20 protein-coding genes are annotated in these 24135 nt (G+C 70.6%); 10 read left to right on the plus strand and 10 right to left on the minus strand.

The window, feature by feature from the left end; all coding sequences use genetic code 11:
* Positions 1–13 precede the first annotated feature (13 nt).
* The 3 genes from OG194_RS39655 to modA are packed head-to-tail and all read right to left on the minus strand — an operon-like array spanning position 14 to position 2812.
* Positions 14–1087: an ABC transporter ATP-binding protein gene (locus OG194_RS39655; RefSeq protein ID WP_327405543.1), complete on the minus strand. Its 1074-nt coding sequence runs from the start codon at positions 1085–1087 to the stop codon at positions 14–16.
* Positions 1088–1136: 49 nt separating this feature from the next.
* The gene (gene modB / locus OG194_RS39660; protein ID WP_327405544.1) at positions 1137–1994 is read right to left on the minus strand and encodes a molybdate ABC transporter permease subunit; all 858 of its coding nucleotides are present in this window, start codon (positions 1992–1994) and stop codon (positions 1137–1139) included.
* Entirely contained in the window at positions 1991–2812 is an 822-nt protein-coding gene (gene modA, locus OG194_RS39665; RefSeq protein ID WP_327405545.1) for a molybdate ABC transporter substrate-binding protein, read from the minus strand. Before modA ends, modB begins: the two co-directional genes overlap by 4 nt.
* Positions 2813–3031: 219 nt before the next feature.
* Here modA and OG194_RS39670 point away from each other — a divergent pair, with 219 nt between their 5' ends.
* A complete protein-coding gene (locus OG194_RS39670) occupies positions 3032–3520 on the plus strand; it encodes a molybdopterin-dependent oxidoreductase (protein WP_327405546.1) in 489 nt (162 codons plus the stop codon).
* Here OG194_RS39670 and OG194_RS39675 read toward each other — a convergent pair.
* Together OG194_RS39675 and OG194_RS39680 are read right to left on the minus strand one after the other, a co-directional pair.
* Entirely contained in the window at positions 3435–6173 is a 2739-nt protein-coding gene (locus OG194_RS39675) for a molybdopterin-dependent oxidoreductase (RefSeq protein ID WP_327405547.1), read from the minus strand. The two genes, OG194_RS39670 and OG194_RS39675, sit on opposite strands and share 86 nt — an antisense overlap.
* A complete protein-coding gene (locus OG194_RS39680; RefSeq protein WP_327405548.1) occupies positions 6170–6991 on the minus strand; it encodes an FAD binding domain-containing protein in 822 nt (273 codons plus the stop codon). Before OG194_RS39680 ends, OG194_RS39675 begins: the two co-directional genes overlap by 4 nt.
* Positions 6992–7171: 180 nt before the next feature.
* Between OG194_RS39680 and OG194_RS39685 the strand changes: the two genes are divergently transcribed.
* The 3 genes from OG194_RS39685 (at position 7172) to OG194_RS39695 (ending at position 10910) form a co-directional block, all read left to right on the plus strand.
* Entirely contained in the window at positions 7172–8671 is a 1500-nt protein-coding gene (locus OG194_RS39685; RefSeq protein ID WP_327405549.1) for a helix-turn-helix domain-containing protein, read from the plus strand.
* Positions 8672–8712: 41 nt separating this feature from the next.
* Positions 8713–9645 carry a LysR family transcriptional regulator gene (locus OG194_RS39690; protein ID WP_327405550.1) on the plus strand — a complete coding sequence of 311 codons (933 nt, stop codon included), beginning with the start codon at positions 8713–8715 and terminating at the stop codon, positions 9643–9645.
* A 104-nt stretch (positions 9646–9749) separates the two neighbouring features.
* The gene (locus tag OG194_RS39695) at positions 9750–10910 is read left to right on the plus strand and encodes an NAD-dependent formate dehydrogenase (RefSeq protein ID WP_327405551.1); all 1161 of its coding nucleotides are present in this window, start codon (positions 9750–9752) and stop codon (positions 10908–10910) included.
* Positions 10911–10952: 42 nt separating this feature from the next.
* Here the strand turns inward: OG194_RS39695 and OG194_RS39700 are convergent, their stop codons facing one another.
* Positions 10953–11348 carry a TOBE domain-containing protein gene (locus tag OG194_RS39700; protein WP_019059368.1) on the minus strand — a complete coding sequence of 132 codons (396 nt, stop codon included), beginning with the start codon at positions 11346–11348 and terminating at the stop codon, positions 10953–10955.
* 98 nt (positions 11349–11446) lie between these two features.
* On the opposite strand from OG194_RS39700, the gene OG194_RS39705 reads away from it, so the two are divergent.
* Entirely contained in the window at positions 11447–12037 is a 591-nt protein-coding gene (locus OG194_RS39705; RefSeq protein WP_327405552.1) for a DUF1707 SHOCT-like domain-containing protein, read from the plus strand.
* Here OG194_RS39705 and OG194_RS39710 read toward each other — a convergent pair.
* From OG194_RS39710 to OG194_RS39720, 3 genes are all read right to left on the minus strand, one after another.
* On the minus strand, positions 12015–12536 hold the full coding sequence (locus OG194_RS39710; protein ID WP_327405553.1) for a hypothetical protein: 522 nt from the start codon (positions 12534–12536) through the stop codon (positions 12015–12017). The two genes, OG194_RS39705 and OG194_RS39710, sit on opposite strands and share 23 nt — an antisense overlap.
* 153 nt (positions 12537–12689) lie before the next feature.
* Positions 12690–14645, minus strand: a complete 1956-nt coding sequence (locus OG194_RS39715) for an amino acid transporter (protein ID WP_327405554.1) — start codon at positions 14643–14645, stop codon at positions 12690–12692.
* Positions 14646–15140: 495 nt separating this feature from the next.
* Complete coding sequence (locus OG194_RS39720; RefSeq protein ID WP_327405555.1) at positions 15141–16715, minus strand: Na+/H+ antiporter; 1575 nt, start codon at positions 16713–16715, stop codon at positions 15141–15143.
* 183 nt (positions 16716–16898) lie between these two features.
* Between OG194_RS39720 and OG194_RS39725 the strand changes: the two genes are divergently transcribed.
* The gene (locus OG194_RS39725) at positions 16899–19445 is read left to right on the plus strand and encodes an ATP-binding protein (protein WP_327405556.1); all 2547 of its coding nucleotides are present in this window, start codon (positions 16899–16901) and stop codon (positions 19443–19445) included.
* Here OG194_RS39725 and OG194_RS39730 read toward each other — a convergent pair.
* Positions 19423–19944 (minus strand): hypothetical protein, encoded by a 522-nt coding sequence (locus tag OG194_RS39730; protein WP_327405557.1) that lies wholly within the window; start codon positions 19942–19944, stop codon positions 19423–19425. The two genes, OG194_RS39725 and OG194_RS39730, sit on opposite strands and share 23 nt — an antisense overlap.
* Positions 19945–20203: 259 nt before the next feature.
* Between OG194_RS39730 and OG194_RS39735 the strand changes: the two genes are divergently transcribed.
* From OG194_RS39735 to kdpA, 4 genes are all read left to right on the plus strand, one after another.
* Positions 20204–22045 carry an APC family permease gene (locus OG194_RS39735; RefSeq protein ID WP_327405558.1) on the plus strand — a complete coding sequence of 614 codons (1842 nt, stop codon included), beginning with the start codon at positions 20204–20206 and terminating at the stop codon, positions 22043–22045.
* A gap of 96 nt (positions 22046–22141) precedes the next feature.
* Positions 22142–22327: a hypothetical protein gene (locus OG194_RS39740; protein ID WP_327405559.1), complete on the plus strand. Its 186-nt coding sequence runs from the start codon at positions 22142–22144 to the stop codon at positions 22325–22327.
* On the plus strand, positions 22324–22413 hold the full coding sequence (gene kdpF, locus OG194_RS39745) for a K(+)-transporting ATPase subunit F (RefSeq protein WP_016434100.1): 90 nt from the start codon (positions 22324–22326) through the stop codon (positions 22411–22413). The genes OG194_RS39740 and kdpF overlap by 4 nt, the downstream gene beginning before the upstream one ends.
* Positions 22414–22421: 8 nt before the next feature.
* Positions 22422–24086 carry a potassium-transporting ATPase subunit KdpA gene (gene kdpA, locus OG194_RS39750; protein ID WP_327405560.1) on the plus strand — a complete coding sequence of 555 codons (1665 nt, stop codon included), beginning with the start codon at positions 22422–22424 and terminating at the stop codon, positions 24084–24086.
* Positions 24087–24135: the final 49 nt, after the last annotated feature.

Consider the following 24135-nt stretch of genomic DNA (forward strand, 5'->3'; position numbering starts at 1 on the left):
GGGGCGTGACAGCTCAGGCTGGGTACGCGTGTGTCTGGGTTGCCTTCACCGTTGCCCAGACCAACGTGCCCTGGTGGAGGTCCAGTTCGGCTGCTGCGACCGTCGTCAGGTCGGCGGTCAAGGGGAGTTCGCCGGTGAGGTCTACGCGGATCTGGTCGCCGTGGGTTTCCAGGCCCGCTACCTCGCAGTGCCAGAGGTTGCGGGCGCTGGCACCCGTCGGGCGGTTTCCGTAGAGAGTTACCCCGCTCGGCGGGAACGCTACGAACACCTCGCCCTGGAGGTCCTCCGTGGTCGTGATCGTGGGGCCCGTGTCGAGGGTGACCGTGTGGCCGTCGGCTTGGCCCTTGTAGAGGTTCAGGCCTACGAGTTGGGCGATGTAGTCCGTGCGCGGGTGGCGGGCGATGTCGGCCGGGGTGCCCTCCTGGACGATCGTGCCCTGCTCGATCACGACCAGGCGGTCCGCCAGCACCATGGCGTCCAGCGGGTCGTGGGTGACCAGGACGGCGACCGCCTCGAACTCGGCCAGGTGGCGCCGGAGTTGGGCTCGTACGTCCAGGCGGGTGCGGGCGTCCAGGGCTGCCAGGGGTTCGTCGAGGAGGAGCAGGCGCGGGCGGGTTGCCAACGCCCTTGCCACGGCCACGCGTTGGGCCTGGCCGCCGGAGAGTCTGCGGGGCTTGGCGCCCGCGTGCTCGGTGAGGCCCATGCGGTCCAGCCACTCGGCGGCCACCGCACGGGACTCCGCCTTCGTCGCGCCCTGGCAGCGTGGGCCGAAGCCGACGTTGTCCAGCGCGGTCAGGTGGGGGAAGAGGAGGTAGTCCTGGAAGACGACTCCCACCGGGCGGGACTCCGGTGGTGTGCGGTCCAACTCCGCCCCGTCCAGCCGTAGATGACCGGCCGTCAGGCGGACCAGGCCGGCCAGGGCGCGGAGTGCGGTCGTCTTGCCTGCGCCGTTCGGGCCGAGCAGGGCGACTACGTCTCCGGGGGCCGCGGTCAGCTCTACGTCCAGGCGGAACGTGCCCCGGTCCACGACGAGACGGGCGTCCAGGCCCTGGGCGCCGGTGAGTTCGATGTCGGCGGTGTCGGTCATGACGTGCACGTCCAGGGGGCTGATCTGCGGGCGGTCGTACGGCTGTTGCTCATGACGTGGTCATCCAGCGGTCCCGTAGGCCCGCCAGGACCGCGATCGACACGGCGAGCAGGACCAGGCTCAACGCGATGGCCGCTTCCGGATCGTTCTGGAGAGCCAAGTAGACCGCCAGCGGCATCGTCTGGGTGCGGCCGGGGAAGTTGCCGGCGAAAGTGATCGTCGCGCCGAACTCGCCCAGCGCGCGGGCCCAGGCGAGGACCGCGCCCGCCGCGATGCCCGGGGCGATCAGGGGGAGCGTGACCCGGCGGAACGCCGTGAAGCGGGAGGCGCCCAGGGTTTGGGCCGCCTCCTCGTAGCGGGGGTCGGCGGCGCGCAGGGTGCCCTCCACGCTGATGACCAGGAACGGCATTGCGACGAAGGCCTCGGCGACCACCACGCCGGTCGTGGTGAAGGGGAGGGTGATGCCGAACCAGGAGTCCAGCCACTGGCCTACGACACCGTTGCGGCCGAGGGCCAGGAGGAGCGCTACGCCTCCCACCACCGGAGGCAGCACCAGCGGGAGTGTCACCAGGGCGCGGAGGAAGCCGCGGCCGGGGAACTCCGTGCGGGCCAGTACCCAGGCCAGGGGGACGCCCAGGACCAGGCTCACGGCCGTCGCCGCGGTCGCGCTGAACAGGGAGAGCTGGAGCGCCTGCCAGACCTCCGTGCTGGTCAGTTGCGATGGGAGGGACCGCCACGGGGCTCGTACCAGCAGGGCGAGAAGAGGGAGGAGCAGGAACGCCAGCCCTACCAGCGCGGGGATCAGGAGGGGGAGTGGCACCCCGCGCCCTGTCATCCGGACACGGCGACGCCGCGGACCGCCCTTGAGGGTCTCGGCCGCGGCGTCGGAGGTGTCTGGCTGGGTCACGGCTTGAGGAAGCCCGCCGCGGACAGCACCTTCTGGCCCTCGGCGGACTGCACCAGCGCGATGAACGCCTTGGCGGCGACGGCGTTGGGCGCGTCCTTGAGGAGGACGATCGGGTAGTCGTTGATGGCGTTGGCGGACTCGGGGAACTCGACGCCCTGGACCTTGCTGCCGGCGGCGTGCACATCGGTCTTGTAGACGACCGCCGCGTCGGCCTCCTTCAGCTCCACCTTCGTCAGCGCACTCTTGACGTCCGCCTCGTACGACACCGGGGTGAGCTTCAACTTGCTTGCCGTCAGCGCCTTTTGGGCCGCCGCACCGCACGGCACCGTCTTGTCGCAGAGCACGACCTTCAGCGACGACTTCGTGAGGTCCTTCAGGGAGGTCACCTTGTCGGGGTTGCCCGGCAGGGTGGCGATCTCCAGCTGGTTGCGGACGAAGGTGGCCGGCGTGCCGACCGCGTCCTTCTTGTCCGTGACGATGGCCATGGTCTTGGGGCTCGCGGCGGCGAACACGTCGGCCGGGGCGCCGCCGGTGATGCTCGCGGCGAGGGTGTCGCTGCCGCCGAAGTTGAAGGTGACCTTGGTGCCCGGGTTCGCCTTCTCGAACTCCTTGCCCAGGGTCGTGAACGACTCCTGGAGCGAGGCGGCGGCGAAGACGGTGACGGTGCCGGACATCTTCGGGGACGCGGACGCCGAGGAGTCGGACTTCGAGGAGGACGAGTCGTCGCTGGAGGAGCAGGCGCTCAGGGCCAGCAGCGCGGCGGCTCCGGCCCCCGCAACCTGCAGGGTCCGGCGGGTCCGACGCGCGGAACGGGTCATCACGGTTCTACTCCTCTGGTCTCTTCATGAAAGGGGCTCATGAAAGGGGTTGTCGCGCCCTGGGACGACCGCAACGGCCGTGCCGCGATGATACTGCCGCATTTGCAAGGCATAAGTCTCCTGTCGCATCGCATGAGCTGCACTGTTCGCTTGTGGGGTGCGCATGTGCGTTTGTACGGGAGTGTCGTCCGGGTACCACATTCCGGGAGGTGATGGCTCGTGACGCTCGCGCAGCTCGACCTGACGGGGGACCTCGCCCGACCCACCCGGCTGACCGTGCCCGACCTGTCGAACTGGCCCCTGCACCGGGTCCGGGTCAGCTTCGAGTGCGCCACCAGCGGCATCCAGGTGCACCGCTTCGCGGGACCCCGTCTCTACGACGTCCTGTCCTCGGCAGGGCCCGGCTTCGACCCCGTCCGCCGCAAGGACCGGTTGCGCTTCCTCATCGCGGTCAGCGGTGCGGACGGGCACCACGCGCTGCTGTCCTGGGCCGAGATCGACCCCGACTTCGCTCATGCCCCTGTTCTGCTCGCCGTGAGCATCGATGACACCCCGCTGGACCGAGCGGGACCGCAACTGGTGCTTCCGCAGGACCGTTGCGGGGCCCGGCACATCAGTGGGATCAGGGCGATACGGGTGGACGGGGGGTATGCGGCGAGTCGGCCAGTGCCCGCCACACCCGGTCTCGGGTCAGCGGAAGTTCGGTGAAGCGGACGCCGGTTGCGTCCCGCAGTGCGTTGGCGAAGGCGGGTGCGACCGGGTTGAAGGGGCTCTCGCTCATCGACTTGGCGCCCAATGGGCCGATGGCGTCCGCCGTTTCCATGAAGTGCACCTCGGTGCGCGGCACGTCCGCGTACTGGGGGAGCCGGTAACGCCGGAAGGCTGCCGTCTCCACCGCGCCCCGCTCGTCGATACGGACGTTCTCGAAGAGCGTCGCGCCAAGCGCCTGAGCGACCCCGCCCTCCACCTGGCCCCGGCACTGCATCGGGTTCATCACCTTGCCCGCGTCGGCCGCGTGCACGCTGCGCAGGATGCGGATCTCGCCCGTTCCCGGGTCCACGGCGACCCTGAACCACTGCGCGTTGAAGGCCACCGAGCGGGGCGTCCCGCCGAAGTGCCCGTCGGCGCTGAACTCCACCCCGACCGCCGCACCCGCCGCGTGCAGCTCCTTCAGGGTGAGACGGCCGCCCGGGTGCAGTACGGCTTCCTCGGCCAACGCGCAGTCGGCGCGCGGGAGTTGCAGATGGGCGGCGGCGAAGTCGAGCAGCTGTTCGGCGAGGGCGCGGGAGGCGCGCAGGGTGGCCTTGCCCGCGACGACTGTGCCCGTGGAGGCGAAGGCGCCCGTGTCATGCCGTACGACATCCGTGTCCGACTGGCGGACGGTGATGCGATCGACGGTGGTGGCGAGTTCACCGGCCGCGATCTGGCGGTGGACCGTGGTCGTGCCATTGCCGAACTCCGCTGTGCCTACGGCGAGATCGAAGCCGCCGTCGGGGAGGAGGCTCGCCTTCGCGTCGGCGATGTGGCCGCCGGGCGGGCCCGTCGCGATCATCGCCAACGCCGCTCCTTCGCCCACCAGCCAGCCGTCGGGAGCCGCGTCCCAGGGTTCGGTCTGCGCGCTGCGAACGATCGACACGCACTGGTCGAGGCCGTAGCTCGCGATGTGCAGGTCCTCCTCCTCACCGCCGGGGGAGAGCATCGGCTCGCCGGGGCCGATGATGTTCTTCGCCTTGAACTCCAGTGGGTCCAGGTCGAGTCGGCGGGCGAGTTCGTCGAGGGCCGACTCCACGGCGAACATGACCTGGCCGAGGCCGTAGCCCCGGAAGGCGCCCGCCGGGACGGTGTGCGTGTAGACGGAGAAGGCGTCGACCTTCTTGTGCGGGGCGCGGTAGACGGCCATCGACTCGCCCACGCTGTGGAACATGACGGCGGGGCCGTGGTTGCCGTAGGCGCCGGTGTTGGAGACAACTCGTAGCTGGAGTGCGGTGAGTTGGCCGTCGCGGCGGGCGCCCGCCTTCACGTTGATCGTGAACGGGTGGCGGGTGGTCGCGCCGTAGAACTGTTCGGCGCGGGTGTACTCCAGTTTCACCGGGCGGCGCAGGCGCAGGACCGCGAGGGCGACGATGTCCTCGACGAGCATCTCCTGCTTGCCGCCGAAGCCGCCGCCGACCCGGCCGGCGACGACCCGGACCTGTTCCTCCGGGAGGTCGTACAGCGCGCAGAGGGCGTGGCGGGTGAGGAACGGGGTCTGCGAACTCGTGCGTACCGTAAGCCTGTTGTCCTCGTCGAACCAGGCCACCGCGCCGTGCGTCTCCAGGCTCGCGTGCTGGACGCGCTGGGTGCGGTACGTGTCCTCGTAGACGGCGTCGGCCTCCGCGAAGCCCGTCTCCACGCTGCCGATCTCGCCGTGTGCCTCGCCCACGACGTTGTTCTGCGGGCGGGAGATGCGGGCCTTGGCGGCGTCCTTGTCGTGGACGACCGGGGCGCCGGGGTGCATCGCCTCCTCCGGGTCGAGGACCGACGGCAGGATCTCGTACGTCACCTCGACGCGTCGGCAGCCCTCCTCGGCGGCGGCCTCGCTGTCGGCTACGACGGCGGCGACGCGCTGGCCGATGTAGCGGACGGTGTCGTCGAGGACGCGGGTGTCGTCCGGGTCCTCCGTGGGGTGCTCGTGGCGGGCTGTGGAGAAGTGGCGTTCCGGGGCGTCGTAGTGGGTGAACACGGCGTGCACGCCTGGGACTTGGAGAGCGGCCGCGGTGTCGATCGCGGTGATGCGGGCGTGGGCGTGGGGGGAGCGGAGGAGCTTCATGTGGAGCAGGCCGGGGACGTCGATGTCGAAGGTGTAGCGGGCCGTGCCGGTGACGACCTGCGGTCCGGCCGGGGCGGGGAGGTTGCGGCCGACCGCCTCGCCCGCGCCCGGCGCTTCGGCGTGGCAGACGCCTCGTACCGCGTCCTCGATGGCGCGGTAGCCGGTGCAGCGGCACAGGTTGCCCTTGAACACCCTGGGGAGGTCGGTGAGTTGGTCCTCGTTCAGGGCGGCCGTCGTCATCAGGAAACCGGCCGTGCAGAAGCCGCACTGGAAGCCCTGGGCGTCCAGGAACTTCCGCTGGACCGGGTGGAGTTCGCCGTCCTCGGCGGCCAGGCCCTCGACCGTGGTGACGGCGCGGCCGTCGGCGCGGAAGGCCGGGTAGAGGCAGCTGTGCACCGGCTCGCCGTCCACGTGGACCGTGCACGCGCCGCAGTCACCCGCGTCGCAGCCCTTCTTCACACCGAACCAGCCGCGCTCGCGGAGGTAGGTGCGCAGACACTGACCCGGGCGGGGGTCCTCGGTGAAGGAGCTGCCGTTGATCTCGATCTTCATGCTGCCGTCTCTCCCAGCTCCCGGCGGATCTCCTCCGCGTAGCGGAATGTCATGTGCGCTCGCCATTCCGGCAGCCCGTGGATGTCGTCGAACCATTCGTCGTCCGCGATGGAGGAGGCGATGGCTGTGCGTAGTTGCTCCGCCGTCGGTGGGAGTGGGAACCACAGGCGGAACGGGCGGACCGTGGACGCGGTGATCGTCAGGGCGAGTGAGCCGTCGAGCGGGTCCAGGGCGCCGATGACCAGGACTCCGGAGCGGCCGAGGCCGTAGAGGGAGGCCTGGCGGAAGGCTGTACGGCAGGTCAGGGCGCGGGCCGGGACCGTGATCGAGCGGAGGAGTTCGCCGTCGGCCAGGTCCTTGCGGCCCGCGCCGGTCACGAAGTCGGCGACGCGGACCCGGCGGCGTAGACCGTCCTGGGACAGGAGGAGGCACTCGGCGTCCAGGGCGGCGGTGAGGGAGATCATCGGGCCCGCGGGGAGGGCGTTGCAGAGGTTGCCGCCGACCGTCGCCATGTTCCAGATCTTGAAGGAGGCGAGGAACGCGCGGCAGCACTGCTCGAAGAGCGGGGCCGCGGTGGTCGTCAACTCCTTCGCGAAACGGGAGAGTTGGGCGATCGTGCAGGTGGCGGCGATCTCCAGGGAACCGTCCGGGTGCCGCTCGACGGGCGTCCAGCCGGTGCGGCTCAGGTCCACCAGGCGGCGCAGGTGCGGTTGCGGCTCGGAGAAGAGATACGTGCCGCCGCCGAGCCAGGCGTCGCCCGGCCGCCAGGGTGTCGGCTGCCGGGCGTCGAGGATCTCGGCCACCGTGTTCAGGTCCATGACCGCCAGTGAAGCAACGCGGAGCGGGTCGGGACGACTGGTTCACAGCACGGAAACGCCGACGTTCCACGGCCGGACACTGGAGGATCAACCAAGAGGCATTTCGGCCGATTGGTCTTGCACTTACCATGCAATCACTCGCATTCACCTGGCGAATGCGAGATGCGAGGAGCCGGAACCATGCACGTCGAACACCTTCTTCAGGACGAGTCCCTCGGCCTGCGCCTGCTGTGGGCCGAGGACGCCCAGCTGGCCCGGGAGATCAGCGGAGTGACCGTGACCGACCTGGAGGACCCCGCGCGGTTCGTGCGGCGGGACGAGGTCGTGCTGAGTGGGCTCGTGTGGTGGTCGGCCGAGGACGGGCCCGGGCGGGCCGAACGGTTCGTGTCCGCGCTGCGTGGTGCGGGGGCCGCCGCGCTGCTCGCGGGGGAGGAGACGCACGGATCGGTGCCGGACGATCTCGTCGAGGCCTGTGTGCGGCACGGGGTGCCGGTGGCCGCCGTACCGGCGCACATCATGTTCCGCGCGATCACCGACACCGTGTACCTCGGGCGGTGGGGCGAGCTGAGCCGTCGGCACACGCTGCCGGAGAACGTGCGGGGGCGGCTGAGTCGGATGGCCGCGCAGGGTGCGGGGCCTGAGGCGATCGTCGCGACCGCTCTCGCTCACCTCGAACGGGCCGTCGCGTATGTCCTCACGCCCTCCGGGCGGACGGTCGCGGCGACGGCGGGTGCGCCCGCGATACCGGTGAGGAAGGCGGCCGGCCTGCTGGTGGAGGCCGTGCCCGTCGACGCCGACGGGGTCTCGCCGTACGAGCGCTGGCACCTCTACCTTCCCGACCCCGACGACGCGCCGCCGCGGATGGTGCACGAGCTGGCCTCGGTGCTGGGGCGCTGCCAGGAGGCGCGGGTCCGCGCGCGGGCCGAAGAGCGGCAGACGGCCGATGAGTTGGGGGCGTTGCTCGCCGTGCCGGGTGTCGATGGCGCGGCTGTGGCGGCTGCGCTGCGGGCCTGTGGGTTGCCGGACGACGGGCCGTACCGGGTGCTGGTCGCGGAGACCGGGGCTCAGCGGGCGGGGCTGGCGGAGGGGGCGTTGGCGGAGGTTGTCGCGCATGCGTTGCCTGACGGTACGGCGGTCGCGGGTGCCGTGGGACGGTTGCCTGATGGGGCCGCGTTCGCGGTCGTGAGCGGGGCGGAGGCCGACGCGCTGCACGAGGTGTGGCCGCTTGTCGCCGCTGCCGAACCGGCCGTGCCACTCTACGGCGGGACCGGGGCGCCCGTCGCAGGTGCGCGGGAGCTCAACGGGGCGCTGGCGGAGGCGCGTTACGCACTCGCCTCGGCGCGGAGTACCGCTGGGGCGGGTGGCTCCGCGCTCACCGACGCTGCCACCCTCACGGGGCTCGACGCGCTGCTCACCGGTGTTCCGGCCGAGGTCCGTACCGCCTACAGCCGTACCGTCCTCGGCGAACTCCGGTCCAACGCCGTTCTGTTGGAGACGCTGGAGACCTTCCTGGCCTGTGACGGTTCCTGGGCGCGGACGGCGGAGGCTCTGCATCTGCACGTCAACTCCGTGCACTACCGCATCGGCCGCATCGAGCACTTCACCGGCCGCGACCTCTCCCGCCTCTACGACCGGCTCGACCTGTGGGCGGCCCTGTTGTGCCGGGCGGACAGCGCCTAACCTGCACGTTCTACGTTCCGGCGTTCCAGGGGAGGTTGGGCGTGCTGCTGCGTCAGCTGGAGTACCTGGTCGCGCTCGCCCGTGAGCGGCACTTCGCGCGCGCGGCGGCGGCCTGTTACGTCTCGCAGCCCTCGCTCTCGGCCGCGATCCGGCGCCTGGAGCACGAGTTGGACGTACCGATCGTGCGGCGCGGCAGACGGTACGAGGGGCTGACGCCGGAGGGCGAGGTGGTGCTGGCCTGGGCGCACCGCATCCTGGCCGAACGGGACGCGCTGCACCAGGAGTTGTCGGTGCTGCGGGGTGGGCTGACCGGCACGCTGCGACTGGGCGTGGTGCCGACCGCGCTGCCCGCCGCGTCCCTCCTCACCACCCCGTTCTGCGTACGGCATCCCCAGGCCCGGGTCGCCCTGGAGTCGCTCGCGTCCGTCGACATCACCCACGGGCTCGCCGAGTTCGAGCTGGACGCGGCGATGACGTACCTGGACGACGACACCCTGCGCAACGTCCGCCGCCTCCCGCTCTACGAGGAGCGGTATGTGCTTCTTACTCCCGTCGACGGGCCGCTCGGCGGTGTCTCCAGGGCGAGTTGGGCACAGGCGGCCACGCTTCCGCTCTGCCTGCTCAACTCGCGGATGCGCAACCGCCGCATCATCGACGAGTGCTTCGCGGCCGAGGGTGCGACGGCTTCCCCTGCGGTCGAGTCGGACAGTGTCGCCGGGCTGTACACCCTGCTGCCCGGGGGCCGTTGGTCCAGCGTGATCTCGCACGCCTGGCTGCACATGTTCGACGTACCGGACGGGATGCGGGTCGTACCGCTGAACGGGCCCGCGCACGGCCCTCGGGTCGGACTGGTCGTCGCCCGCAGCGAGCCCCGATCGGTGCTGGCGGAGGCGCTGTTGAAGGTGGCCCGGGAGGCGGGCGTACGGGACGCGCTCGACGAGCTGCTCACCGCCCACCTGGGCGAGGTGCGCTGATAGACGCGGGCTATCCGGGCATAGCAACGTTCGCTTTGACCAGGGCGATTCACCCCGAGGATCGTGAAGTGCATCTTCCGACAACGGAGTTGAGGAGCCGCGACATGGCCAAGGTTCTCTGTGTCCTGTACGACGACCCGATCGACGGATACCCGACCTCGTACGCCCGCGACGACCTGCCGGTGATCGACCACTACCCCGGCGGCCAGACCACCCCCACTCCCGAAGCGGTCGACTTCACCCCGGGCCAGCTGCTCGGCAGCGTCTCCGGTGAACTCGGCCTGCGCGCCTACCTGGAGGCGGCCGGGCACACCCTCGTCGTCACCTCCGACAAGGACGGCGCGGGTTCGGTCTTCGACCGGGAACTGGTCGACGCCGACATCGTGATCTCGCAGCCGTTCTGGCCCGCGTACCTCACCCCGGAGCGCATCGCCGCCGCCAAGAACCTCAAGCTCGCGGTCACCGCAGGCATCGGCTCCGACCACGTCGACCTCGACTCCGCGATCTCCCACGGCGTGACGGTCGCCGAGGTGACGTACTGCAACAGCATCAGCGTCGCCGAACACGTCGTGATGATGACGCTGTCCCTCGTGCGCAACTACCTGCCGTCCCACCAGGTCGTGCTCGACGGCGGCTGGAACATCGCGGACTGCGTGGCCCGTTCGTACGACCTCGAAGGCATGCACGTCGGGACGGTCGCCGCCGGGCGGATCGGGCTCGCGGTGCTGCGGCGGCTCGCGCCCTTCGACGTCAAGCTGCACTACACCGACCGGCACCGGCTTTCCGAGGACGTGGAACGGGAGTTGGGGCTGACCTGGCACGAGAGCGCCGAGGACATGGTGCCGCACTGCGACGTCGTGACCATCAACGCGCCGCTGCACCCCGAGACGGAGGGTCTGTTCGGGGACAAGCTGCTCGCGCAGATGAAGCGCGGGGCGTATCTCATCAACACCGCGCGGGCGAAGATCGTCGACCGGGACGCCGTCGACCGGGCCCTGCGCAGTGGGCAGTTGGCGGGTTACGCCGGTGACGTGTGGTTCCCGCAGCCCGCTCCGGCCGACCACCCGTGGCGCACCATGCCGCACCACGGGATGACCCCGCACATCTCCGGCTCGTCGCTGTCGGCGCAGGCCCGGTACGCGGCGGGCACGCGGGAGATCCTGGAGGCGTTCTTCGCGGGGCGGCCGATCCGGGACGAGTATCTGATCGTGGACGGGGGCGCGTTGGCGGGTACCGGCGCGCACTCCTACTCCGTCACCAAGTGACGGAAGCTCCCTCCAGGTGACGGACGGAGGTCACCGCACGCCTCACACGCGGTCGATGTGCACGTTCGTCGACTTGACGCGGGCGGTGGCCTCCATGCCGACCTCCAGGCCGAGTTCCTCGACGGCCTCGCGGGTCAGCAGGGAGACCAGGCGGTGCGGGCCCGACTGGATCTCGACCTGGGCGGCGACATCGCCGAGCTTGATCGCGGTGACGATGCCGGGGAACGCGTTGCGGACCGAGGTGTAGGAAGGGTCCTCCTCGACCTCGCCCGCCTTCGCCAACTCGACCGAGAACGCGGCCAGATCGACCCCGTCGATGAGCCGGCGCCCGCCCTCGTCGCGGTGGGTGGTCACCCGGCCCGCGTCCGCCCACCGGCGCGCGGTGTCCGGGCTCACGCCGAGCAGCCGCGCCGCCTGGCCGATTGTGTAGGACTGCATACGCGCAACCCTAGGGCCAGAAACGCGATGCGGTGGACGAGGGGTTGGCTCTGGGGTATAACGCGATATAGCGTCAGTCCGTCGATCGGGGTGAGGGTATGTCGGGTGAGCTGATGAGCACGACCGCGTTGCGGGCCTCGCATGCGGACCGGGACCGGGTCGTGGACGTGCTGACCGGCGCGGCCGGCGACGGCAGACTGACCGCCGAGGAACTCGACGAGCGCGTCGAGGCCGCCCTGTCCGCCCGCACGATGGGCGAGTTGGCGGTCCTGACGGCCGACCTGCCGGTGGTGGCGGGCACGACCCCGGTCGAGGTGAAGGACGTCGCCCGCATCGAGCAGAACGGCGGTTCGACGCGGCGCGGTGACGGCTGGGTGGTGCCGCGCCGGCTGGAGATCCAGTCGCGCCTGGGCGATGTGACCCTCGACTTCACCGAGGCGGTGATCACTCAGGGCACGTTGCACATCGACCTGGACATGCACCTCGGTTCGCTACGGCTGCTGCTCCCGCCCGGCATCGTGGTGGACACGGACTCCCTGGTGCTCAACTACAGCAAGGTCAAGACACGCGGGCCCGGCGGCACCGGGGCTCCGGTCGAGCTGCGGATCGAGATCGCCGGGCAACTGGGCTTCGGCAAGGTCCTGATCCGCCGGACGCGGCGCGCGGTCAGGAAATCCCCGACGCCTTGAGCACCGAGCGCGCGGTCTCGTCGTCGATCAGATGGCCCAGGTGACGCCGGACATCGGTGCCCTGGCGCAGTGTGCCGCGTTCCATCGAGTGCCGGATGCCCGTGTCCAGCTCGTGCCAGAGCAGGGGGTTGGCGACCAGGACGCGGGGGTCCAGTTCCAGCCACTGTCCGTATGTGTCCCGCAGGAGCAGGCGTGCGGAGACGTCGCCGTACTGTCGTACGACGGTCAGGGCGTCCGTGTGCACCGTGCGCCGCAGCAGCGGGCTGTCCACGGTGAGCCAGCCGGGACCCGCGGTGACGCGGTGCGGCAGCAGGACGGCGCAGAGCACCGCCGACAGGGCGAACCACAGCAGGGCGCGGATCAGCGTGAGGGTTCCGGCTTCCCCGTCGACCAGCAGGGTCATACCGAGGAAGCCGAGCGCACAGCCCGTCGCCAGCCGGGCGTCGCCACGCCAATGGCGATCGCCGGCCGGGTCCGGTGGGAGGGTGCTGTGCCGCATGAGCCCGACGGTAGGCCGCGGACGGCGCGCTGCGGGGGCCGCTGACGGGGCTCTTACACACCGGTGCCGGATTTTGTCGTGCCTCTTACGGTGGCGTCGGCTCGGGCGGTCTACGAACGGTCGCCGGTGTGCGTGCGCGGGCGCGGTGTGCCGTCAGCCCGTGTGGACGCGCGGGCGTCGGGTGCGGTCCGGTTCCGCCTCACGGAGGACCTCTCGGGTGACCGGGGCGACCTCGCCCTGGCCGAAGAGGAAGAAGCGGAGGAAGTTGGCGAACGGGTTGCCCTCGGTCCACTCGAAGTACATGTGCGGGATGCGGCCCGTCGAGTCGCGGACGTGGAGCATCAGCGCGGCCAGGGCGTTCGGGATGGAGGACGACTCCAGGGTCAGGACCCGGTAGCGGCCGTGCAGGACCTCGCCGCGCACCGTCAGTCCCGCCTCGAACTCGGAGGCGTCGAGGACGGTCACCTCGACGAACACGAAGTCCTCGCCGGGGATGTCGTTGTCGTTGCGGATCTGCTCGATCTTGTCCCGGTACTCGGCCTTGTCGCGGCGGTCGGGCTCGTTGGCGACGAAGCGGATCTTCCGGCTGGCCACGTCGCGGATGAACCGTTCCGCCATGGGGTCCAACTGCACGCTCGTCACGCGGAGTTCGAAGGCGCGGGCCAGCCGGGAGAGCAGGGAGACCAGGATGATGCCGGCGATGAAGCAGGCGCCGATCTTCACACCGTCGGGGCGTTCGATGACGTTCACGACGGTGACGTAGAGGAGGACCGCGGAGACGACGCCGAAGACGACGGTCCAGTTGCGCTGCTGGGCGCGGCGGGCCGCGATGGTCACCGCGATCGCGGCGGAGGACATGAGGACCAGGACGCCGGTGGCGTAGGCGCCGCCCTGGGCGTCGACGCTGGCGTCGAAGATCCAGGTGACCAGGAACGCGACCAGGGTGAAGACGATCACCATGGGGCGGACGGCGCGGGCCCAGTGCGGGGCCATGCCGTAGCGGGGCAGGTAGCGCGGCATGAGGTTGAGGAGGCCGGCCATCGCGGAGGCGCCGGCGAACCACAGGATGGCGATGGTCGAGAGGTCGTAGACCGTGCCGAAGGCGTTGCCCAGGTACTCGTGCGAGAGATACGCGAGCGCGCGGCCGTTGGCCTGGCCGCCGGCCTTGAACTCCTTCTCCGGGATGAGCACGGTGGTGATGAAGCTGGTGGCGATCAGGAACACGCTCATGATGAGCGCGGCGGTCGTCAGCAGCTTCTTGGTGTCGCGGATACGGCCCTTGGGGTTGTCGTGGGTGTCGTCCGGGTCGCCCTCGACGTGCGGCATGACGGCGACGCCGGTCTCGAAGCCGGAGAGGCCGAGGGCGAGTTTGGGGAAGACCAGCAGGCTCACGCCGATCATCGCGAAGACGTTGCCGTGCTCGGTGGTCAGGGCGCTGGTCCAGTCGGTGACCACGTGTTCCTGGGTGATCACGTGCCACATGCCGACGATCACGACGACGACGTTGAGGCTGAGGTAGGCCGCGACCAGGTACACGGCGACGCCGATCGCCTCCAGGAAGCCCTTGAGGAACACCGCGCCGAGCAGGGCGACCAGGATCAGCGTGATCAGCATCTGCTTGTCGTGCAGCATGCTCGTCAGGTGCGGGTTCTCCACGAGGTGGGTGGAGGCGTCCGCGGCCGACAGGGTGATCGTGATCAGGAAGTCCGTCGCCGCGAACCCGAGCAGGGTCAGGACGAACAGCTTGCCCTTCCAGAACGACAGCAGCCGTTCCAGCATCGCGATGGAACCCTCGCCGTGCGGGCTCTCCTCGGCGACCCGGCGGTACACGGGGAGGGCGCCGGCCAGGGTGACGATCACGAGCACGATCGTCGCGACGGGGGAGAGCAGGCCGGCGGCGAGGGCCGCGATGCCGGGCTGGTAGCCGAGGGTGGAGAAGTAGTCGACGCCGGTCAGGCACATCACCCGCCACCAGCGCTGGCCCTGGTGGACGTGCTGCTCCGGCTCCGGTGCGGCCTGTGTGGCGTGCGTGCCGCCCTTGCCCATGTCGGCCAGGCCCTCCAGCATCCAGGCGCGCAGACGACTGGGAGGGGGTTCGGTCGTGGCCATCGGCGTGCTCCTGAGGTGCGGGTGCGGGTCAGCGTGTGGGCTCTGGCCATCACGCGGACGGCGGCACCAGCGTAAGCGGAGAGTGACGCGTGGGCCCATGGATGTGGGGGCGTTCGGCGTCAATCTTGCGTTAAGACTGGCCGGGTTGGAGGAGGGGGCGCATCAGGAAAGGGGAGATCGGGCTGGTTGGGGGTGCGTTGGGCTGTATGGGGGTGGGGAGGGGGTGGTTGGGGGTGGCGGATACCCAGCGTTACGGGGGTGGGGGTGTTTCGTCGCCTAAGAGCTCGGGGGTTCTGTTGTGTGGCGAGTGCGGGTGTGTTGTGGCTGGGTGCGCAGTTCCCCGCGCCCCTAGGGGATGTGGGGAACGGGGTGGGGATGTGGACGGGGAGGGGGCAAGGACCGGGGCGGCAGGTTGGGTGCTCGGGATCCTCCTCGCGGCAGCCGCGCTCACGGTTCTCGGGCTGCGGGCGCGGCCCGCCGATCTCCACTGGGCAGTCACACGTCCGTCAGCCGCGCTTCCTCCAGGTCCAGCGACCGCTGGAGGCGTCTGCGGGTCGTGTCGCTGATGGTGTGGTCGTCGTAGAGGCGCTGTAGTTCCACCGTCTCCACGGCGATCAGGTCGCGGCGGAGTTGGCGGTAGACCAGGTCGGCTGATTCGGCGTGCGTGGCTTGGGTGTTGTTGTCGGAGAGGCGGTCTCGGGCGTCGTCGAGGCGGGCGCTGAGGCCGCGGCGGAGGCGGTCCAGGACGACGTCCGGTACGGCTTCCAGCTCTGCGAGTTCGTCCAGGCGGCGGATGCCCGCGTCGGCCAACCGGCAGCGGGCGGAGGCCTCTTCGCGTTCGGTGTGGTCGGGTTCCAGGGCGATGCCGGAGCGGCGGACAACCGGCGCGAGGGTGAACCCCTGGACGACGAGGGTGACGACCACGACCGAGGTGGTGAGGACCAGGACCAGCGGGCGATCGGTCAACGTGGCGCCCGTCCTGGTGACTTCGGGGATCGACAGGGCCGCCGCCAGTGGGAGGACACCCCGGGTGCCCGCCCACGTCAGGACCATCGGCACCCGCCAATTCACCCTGTGCACCCCGCCCTTGCGTTGCACCACCGCCGACAGGGGCGCCAGCCACAGCAGTCGTACGGCGATCAGGGTGCCCGCCACCGCGAGCGCGTACAGGGGCCACGCGCGGTCGCCGTCGGACAGTGCCCGTACCTGGGCGGGCAGCGCGAGGCCGATCAGGGAGAACACCACGCTCTCCAGGAGGAACACCACCGTGCCGTAGACGGCGTGCAGTTGGAGCCGTATGCGGGCGTTGGTGAGGCGATCGCCGTGGCCGCCCAGGACGACTCCGGCGACCACGACCGAGGTCACGCCGGATGTGTGGGCGCCCTCCGCCAGGACGTAGGCCGCGTACGGCGTGACGAGGGAGATCACCGTCTCCAGGACCGGGTCCTCGGTGCGTCGGCGGATCAGGGTCACGACGTACGCCACGGCCGCCCCGATGACCGTTCCGCCGCCCGCGAGCACGACGAACTCCCCGCCCGCCGCACCCCAGTTGGCCGCCGCCGAGGCCACGGCGACGCTCACCGCGACCCGGAACAGGACCAGCGAGGTCGCGTCGTTGAAGAGGGACTCCGCCTGGACGAGGATCTGGACCCGGGGCGGCAGGGCGAGCCGTCGGCCCAGCGCGGTGACGGCGACCGGGTCGGTGCTGGCCAGGACCGCGCCGAGCACGAGCGCCATCTGCCAGGAGAGCGGGGTCACCGTCGAGGCCACCCAGCCGACCGCCGCCGCCGACGCGAGGACCAGGCCGATCGCGAGGATCCCGACCGGCTTCCATACGGCTTTCAACTCGCGCCACGACATGTCCTCGGCGCTGGCGTAGAGGAGCGGCGGCAGGACGACCAGGCCGATCACGTCCGGGCTGATCTCGATCGCCGGGGTGCCCGGCAGCAGGGCCACGGCGAGACCGGCGACCACGAGGAGGGAGGGTGCGGGGATCCGCCAGCGGCGGGCGAACGTCGCGACCAGCGTCGCCAGTACCACGAGTGCCAGAACCGTACCGACGCCGCGCATGCCGTCCCCTTGTGGTCTTGGACGAGCCCATGCGGACTCCCCGCCGACCAGACTTCCCGGCACACCGCGCTCACCCTAACCCGGCCGGGCGCCGTCAAGACAGTGTCAACGTCCTCGCGGGCGGCGCCAGAGACGCGTCAAGAAGCCTGCCCGAGCGGGCGCGGGGCGCTTGTCTGGGAGGCGATGAACGACGTACGACGTGGGCGACTGAAGGTCTACCTCGGGGCGGCCCCGGGTGTCGGCAAGACCTACCGCATGCTCGACGAGGCACGGCGCCGGGCCGCTCGGGGCGCCGATGTGGTGGTGGGGTTCGCCGAGTGCCACGGGCGCCCGCTGACCGAGGCGATGCTCGACGGCCTGGAGGTGGTGCCCCGGGCCCAATGCGCTTACAGGGGTGGCTACTTCGAGGAGATGGACCTGCTCGCGGTGCTCGCGCGCCGCCCGGAGGTCGCCGTCGTCGACGAGTTCGCGCACAGCAACGTCCCCGGCGGCGGGCGCAACGCCAAGCGCTGGCAGGACATCGACATGCTGCTCGCCGCCGGCATCGACGTCGTCACCGCCGTCAACGTGCAGCACCTGGCCTCCCTCAAGGACGTCGTCGAGAAGATCACCGGGGTCCCGCAGCACGAGACGGTGCCCGACGACGTCGTACGGCGGGCCCAGCAGATCGAACTGATCGACATGCCGCCCGAGGGACTGCGGCGGCGCATGGCGCACGGCAACATCTACACACCGGAGAAGATCGACGCGGCCCTCGCCAACTACTTCCGGCCCGGAAACCTCACCGCCCTGCGGCAGTTGGCGCTGCTGTGGGTCGCCGACCGGGTCGACGAGGCGCTGCACACGTACCGCGCCGAGCACGCGATCGGCGGGGTGTGGGAGACCCGGGAACGGGTGGTCGTCGCGCTCACCGGCGGGCCCGAGGGCGACACGCTCATCCGGCGCGCCGCCCGCATCGCCGACCTCCCCCACTCTCGGCTTCGCTCGACCGGGGGGACCCCCATCGCCGGCGGTGACCTGCTCGCCGTGCACGTGGCCCGCAGCGACGGACTCGCCGCCGGGGTGTCCCATGCGTCGCTCGCCCGGCAGCGCAGGCTCGTCGAGGACCTGGGCGGCAGCTACCACTCGGTGGTCGGCGACGGCGTCGCCACCGCCCTGGTCGAGTTCGCCCGCACCGAGAACGCCACCCAACTCGTCCTCGGCACCAGCCGCCGGGGCCGCTTCGAGCGGTTCCTGACCGGCCTCGGCACGGGCGAGACGGTGACCGAGTTGTCCGGAGACATCGACGTTCATCGAGTCACGCACGAGCGGGCCGGGCGCGGCACCCTGCTGCCGTCCCGCCGCCGCACCCTCTCGACGGCACGGCTGATTGCCGGTCCCGTGGCGGGACTTGTGCTGCCGGTGCTGCTCACCGTCTGCCTCGCCCAAGTGCGCGGCACGGTCAACCTCACCAGCGAGGCCCTGCTGTTCCTCCTCGCCGTGGTCGGGGTGGCCTGCATAGGCGGAGTCACCTCGGCGGTCATCGCGTCGGTGACGGCGTCGCTGCTCCTCAACTACTGGTTCATCCCGCCCATCGGCCAGTTCACCCTGGACGACCCCAACGCCCTTCTGGCGCTAGGGGTGTTCACGGTGGTGGCGGCGACCGTGGCCGCCGTGGTGGACCGTTCGCTACGACTGTCCCGGCGCTCGGCGCGTGCCACCGCCGAGGCCGAGACGATGTCCTCCCTCGCGGGCAGCATCGTGCGCGGCGGCCAGACGATCCCGGCGTTGCTCGAACGCACGCGGGAGACCTTCGGCACGGACTCGGCCGAACTCGTGGACCGGCCACCGGATCACGAGATCGGCGGCGGTGTCACGACCGTCCCCGCGGGTCCCGGCGCCTTCCTGGTCCTGCGCGGACGCACCCTGTCGTCGTCGGAACGGCGGGTGCTGGCCGCCTTCGCCGCGCATGTCGGGTCCGCCGTCGAACGGGCCCAACTCGCCGAGGCCGCCGCCGAGATCGAGCCGGTGAAGGCCGCCGACCGTTTGCGTACGGCGCTGCTGCGGGCCGTAGGACACGACTTGCGGACGCCGCTCGCGGCGGGGTGGGCGGCCGTGACTTCGTTGCGTGGGCGGGATGTTGAGTTCTCGGAAGAGGACCGGGACGAACTCCTCGCCACCGCCGACGAGTCGATGGCCAAGCTGAACCGGTTGCTGGAGAACCTCCTCGATCTGAGTCGCCTTGAGGCGGGAGTCCTGCCGCTGAGTCTGCGGGCCACGAGCCTGGAGGAGGTGCTGCCGATGGCGCTCGCGGACGTGCCCGATGTGGACCTGCGGGACGTGGAGTCGATACCGCCGGTGCTCGTCGATCCGCCGCTGCTGGAACGCGTGATCGCCAACCTCGCAGGCAACGCGGCCCGGCACACCCCGGCCGGGCGCCGGGTCATGGTCACCGCCAGTGCGCTGGGCGGCCGGGTGGAGTTGAGGGTCGTGGACCGGGGGCCCGGGCTCCCAACTAATGGACGTGAACGCCTCTTTGAGCCCTTCCAGCGGCTCGGCGACACGGACAACACCACCGGGCTCGGTCTCGGGCTCGCCCTCGCACGTGGCCTCACCGAGGCGATGAACGGGACGCTCACGCCGGAGGACACACCGGGGGGTGGCCTGACGATGGTCGTGTCGTTGCCGTTGGCCGAATGGGCGGACCCCTCGACTTCAACAGCGGCCGCTACTCCAGGCCGGACACCTTGAACACGGTCTCCGCCGTCTCGCGCTCGACGCGTTCCGCGATCCGGCGCAGGGCGGTCGTCCCGCACGTGAGCGAGCCGGAGGTCAGAGACCCGCGGGAGTCCTCGGAGACGCGGTGCCACAGGTCGGGGTTGTGCACCAGGACGTCGGGGTCGATCTCGACCCGGCCGCCCAACTCGTCGCGCAGCAACAGCCGTTGAGAGATCCCGTCCAGGCAGCGCACCGACACCAGGCGGTCCGTGCGGACGCGGCGTTCGCGCAGCGGGCCGCGTGAGGACAGCCAGCCCTCGCCCGCCCGGACCCGGGCCGGGTACAGCACCACGAGGAGCAGGACGGCGAGGGCGAGCCAGAGCGCGCCGCGCCACAGGGTGAGGCGGCCGCTCAAGTGGTCGACGAGCAGCAGGAGTCCGAGCAGCGCGCCCGCGCAGCGGAACGTGTCGCGCAGGTCGCGCCTCCACCGGCGGTCGTGCGCGGACGCGGGTGCGTCGTCGGGGCGTCCCATGGTGGCGACGGTAGGGACTCCTGGCGTACGGAGGCCGGGCCTTGACGGGACTCTGACGGGCGGCCGGTGCTTCTTGACGCCGTCGCAGCGGGGGAGGGCGGTCGCGCAGGTCACACGGTCGTCAAGTTCGCGTCAAAGAACGCGTGTTCGGCGCGAAGAAGACGCAGGGAGAAGGAGAAACCGGCGGCGGCGGGACCGAACCTGAAGCGCACTCGCGCGTTCCCGTCACCGCGCGTCCGTACGTGAAGGAGCCATCAGCATGACCGTTCTGACTGTCCAGCCGGGTGCGACGCCCGCCGACGAGGAGCCTCCGGATACCGGCGAACGCCACCGGCTCACCGCCCTCGCCGGGTTCGCGGCCCTCTCCCTGGACGCCATGGCGTCGGTCGCGTACGGCCCCGAGGCGATCGTCCTCGTGCTGGCCGCCGCCGGTGCGCACGGGCTCGGCTACACCCTGCCGGTCACGCTCGCCATCGCCGGCCTACTCGCGGTGCTCGTCGCGTCGTACCGGCAGGTCATCGCGGCCTTCCCGGACGGCGGCGGCTCCTACGCCGTGGCGAAGACCCACCTGGGCGCGCGGACCAGCCTGGTGGCGGCGGCCTCGCTGGTGCTGGACTACGTACTGAACGTCGCGGTCGCCGTCACGGCCGGGGTTGCCGCTCTGACCTCGGCCTTTCCGGGACTCTACGACGACCGGCTGTGGCTCTGCCTCGCCGTGCTCGTGCTGGTCACGGCGGTGAACCTGCGCGGGATCGTCGAGTCGGCCCGCGCCTTCATCGTGCCGACCGTCGTGTTCGTCGGCTCCATCCTCGTGCTGATCGCGGTCGGCCTGTTCCGGTCCGCGCCGGTGAGCACCGCGACCGCCGACGGACACGCCTCCGCGCTCGCCGACAACGCCACGAGCGTCGGCACCCTGCTGTTGCTGAAGGCCTTCGCCTCCGGATGCAGCGCCCTCACCGGCGTCGAGGCCATCGCCAACGCCGTGCCCTCCTTCCGCACGCCCCGCGCGAAGCGGGCCCAGCGCGCGGAGGTCGCCCTCGGCGCGCTGCTCGGCGTGATGCTGATCGGCCTGTCGGTGCTGATCTCCCGCTTCCACCTCCAGCCGGTCCAGGGAGTCACCGTCCTCGCCCAGCTCGCGGACGCCTCCCTCGGTCACAACTGGGCTTTCTACGTCATCCAGTTCGCGACGATGATCCTGCTCGCCCTGTCCGCGAACACGTCCTTCGGCGGGCTGCCGGTGCTGCTGAAGCTGCTGGCCCGCGACAACTACCTCCCGCACGTCTTCGCCCTCAAGGCCGACCGTCAGGTGCACCGGCACGGCGTGCTCGCGCTGGCCGCTGTCTCGGCGGCGCTGCTGGTCTTCTCCGGCGGCGACACCAACACCCTCGTGCCGCTCTTCGCGATCGGCGTCTTCGTCGGCTTCACCGTCGCCCAGGTCGGCATGGTCCGGCACTGGCGTGGCGAACGCGGCACCGGCTGGCGTGGAAAAGCCCTGCTGAACGGCTTCGGCGCGCTCCTCACCGGCGTCGCGGCCGTCGTCGTCACCGCGACCAAGTTCGAGGAGGGCGCCTGGCTGATCGTGATTACCCTGCCGCTGCTCGTGCTGGCCTTCGAGACCGTGCACCGCACCTACGCGCACATCGGCGAGCGACTGGGCCTCGGCCGCATCCCGGACCCCCCGCACCGCGACCGGTCCGTGGTGATCGTGCCGGTCTCGTCCCTCTCCCGCCTCACCTCCGAGGCGCTGACGGCCGCCGCCTCCCTCGGCGACGAGGTGCGCGCGGTCACCGTCTGCTACCCCGACCCGGAGGACCGCGCCCACCTCCACGCCCTGGAACGCGCCTGGGCCCAATGGGACCCCGGCGTCCCCCTGGTCCAACTCCCCTGCGAGCGCCGCACGTTGGGCCGCCCCATCGCCGCCTACGTACGGGACGTCTCCGCGACGGAACCGGACACCCGGGTCACCGTCCTGATCGCCGAGGTGGAGCCCGTACGGCTGTGGCAACGGCTCCTCCAGAACCAGCGCGGGGCCGTCGTCGCCCATGCCGTTCGGCGGGACACGGACGCAGTGATCTGCCGGCTGCGGTTCCGGCTGTTCTGACGCCGAAGGGTGGCGCGGGCGCCTGCTTCACCGCCGGGGGCGGGGCTCGCGCGCCCCTGGATCCCCGCCTCGCCGTAAGAGTCGCGTCAAAGGCGTATGCGTCGCCGTAAGGGACCCGTCAACGGCGGCCATATCCGGTCACGGGCGCGGTTACCTCTAAGCGTCCGTTCCATCCGAACCTCATTCCAGGAGCTCACGATGGCCGATCTGGCCTTCGTCGTCACCACGATCGCGGTCTTCGCGCTGGTGGCCCTTGTCGCCAAGGGGGTGACGAAGCTGTGACCGCCGAGAACATCGTCGGCCTCGTCGTGGCTGTCGCCCTGCTGGGCTATCTCGTCCTCGCCCTGATCTTCCCGGAGAGGTTCTGAGCCACGACATGGGTCCCGTACTCGCAGGCGTCCTCCAGCTGCTCGCCCTCATAGGCGCGCTGGCACTCGCCTACATCCCGCTCGGCAACTACATGGCCAGGGTCTACTCCTCCGACAAGCACCTGCGGGTCGAGAAGTGGATCTACAAGGGCATCGGTGCCGACCCGAACACCGAGATGCGCTGGCCCGCGTATCTGCGCAGCGTGCTCGCGTTCTCGGCGGTCGGCGTTCTCTTCCTCTACCTGCTCCAGCGCCTCCAGGGCATCCTGCCCGGCTCGCTGGGCTTCTCCTCGGTCAACCCGGCGCAGTCGTTCAACACGGCCGTGTCGTTCGTGACGAACACCAACTGGCAGTCGTACTACGGCGAACAGACCATGGGTCACGTCGTGCAGACCGCCGGCCTGGCCGTGCAGAACTTCGTCTCCGCGGCCGTCGGTATCGCCGTCGCGGTGGCTCTCGTACGCGGCTTCGCGCGCTCCCGTACCGGTGAACTCGGCAACTTCTGGGCCGACTTGGTGCGCGGCACGATCCGTATTCTGGTGCCGCTGTCCGTCGTGGCCGCGCTCGTGCTCGTGGCGTGCGGTGCCATCCAGAACTTCTCCGGCATCCATGAAGTCGGGCAGTTCATGGGTGGGCAGCAGCAGTGGAACGGCGGCGCGGTCGCCTCGCAGGAGGCCATCAAGGAGGTCGGGACCAACGGCGGCGGTTACTTCAACGCCAACTCCGCCCACCCGTTCGAGAACCCGACGCCCTTCACCAACCTCTTCGAGATCTTCCTGCTGCTGGTCATCCCGTTCGCGCTGACCCGCACCTTCGGCGTGATGGTCGGCTCGATCAAGCAGGGCTACGCGATCCTCGCCACCATGGCCACCATCTGGATCGGCTTCGTCGCCCTGATGATGTGGACCGAATTCGCTCACCACGGCGCGGCGTTGCAGGCCGCGGGCGGAGCGATGGAGGGCAAGGAGACGCGCATCGGCGTCGGCGCCTCCTCGATCTTCGCGGTGTCGACCACCCTGACCTCGACGGGCGCGGTGGACTCGTTCCACTCCTCGTTCACCGGTCTCGGCGGCGGAATCACCATCCTGGGCATGCAGTTGGGCGAGATCGCACCCGGTGGTACCGGCTCCGGCCTCTACGGAATGCTGATCATGGCGGTCATCGCGGTGTTCATCGCCGGGCTCATGGTCGGCCGTACACCCGAGTACCTGGGGAAGAAGATCGGCACCCGCGAGATGAAGCTCGCGGCCTGCTACATCCTGATCACCCCGGCCCTGGTGCTGATCTTCGCGGCCGCCTCCATGGCGCTGCCGACCCCGCCGCACTCCATGCTCAACTCCGGCGCGCACGGCTTCTCCGAGGTGCTGTACGCCTTCACCTCCGCCGCCAACAACAACGGCTCCGCCTTCGCCGGGCTGAACGCGAACACCGACTGGTTCAACACCATGACCGGACTCGCGATGGTGCTCGGCCGCTTCCTGCCCATGGTGTTCGTGCTGGCCCTGGCCGGCTCGCTCGCCGAGCAGAAGCCGGTGCCGGTCACGGCAGGCACCCTGCGCACCGAGAAGCCGCTGTTCACCGGCCTGTTGGTGGGCGCGATCCTCATCATCACCGGTCTGACCTACTTCCCGGCGCTGGCGCTGGGCCCGCTGGCCGAGGGGCTGGCGTCATGACCACCCGCACAGACAACCAAGAAAACCAAGAACACCAAGAAGACCAAGA

Origin of the sequence: Streptomyces sp. NBC_01288 (genome assembly GCF_035982055.1) — a bacterium.
Lineage (GTDB): Bacteria > Actinomycetota > Actinomycetes > Streptomycetales > Streptomycetaceae > Streptomyces.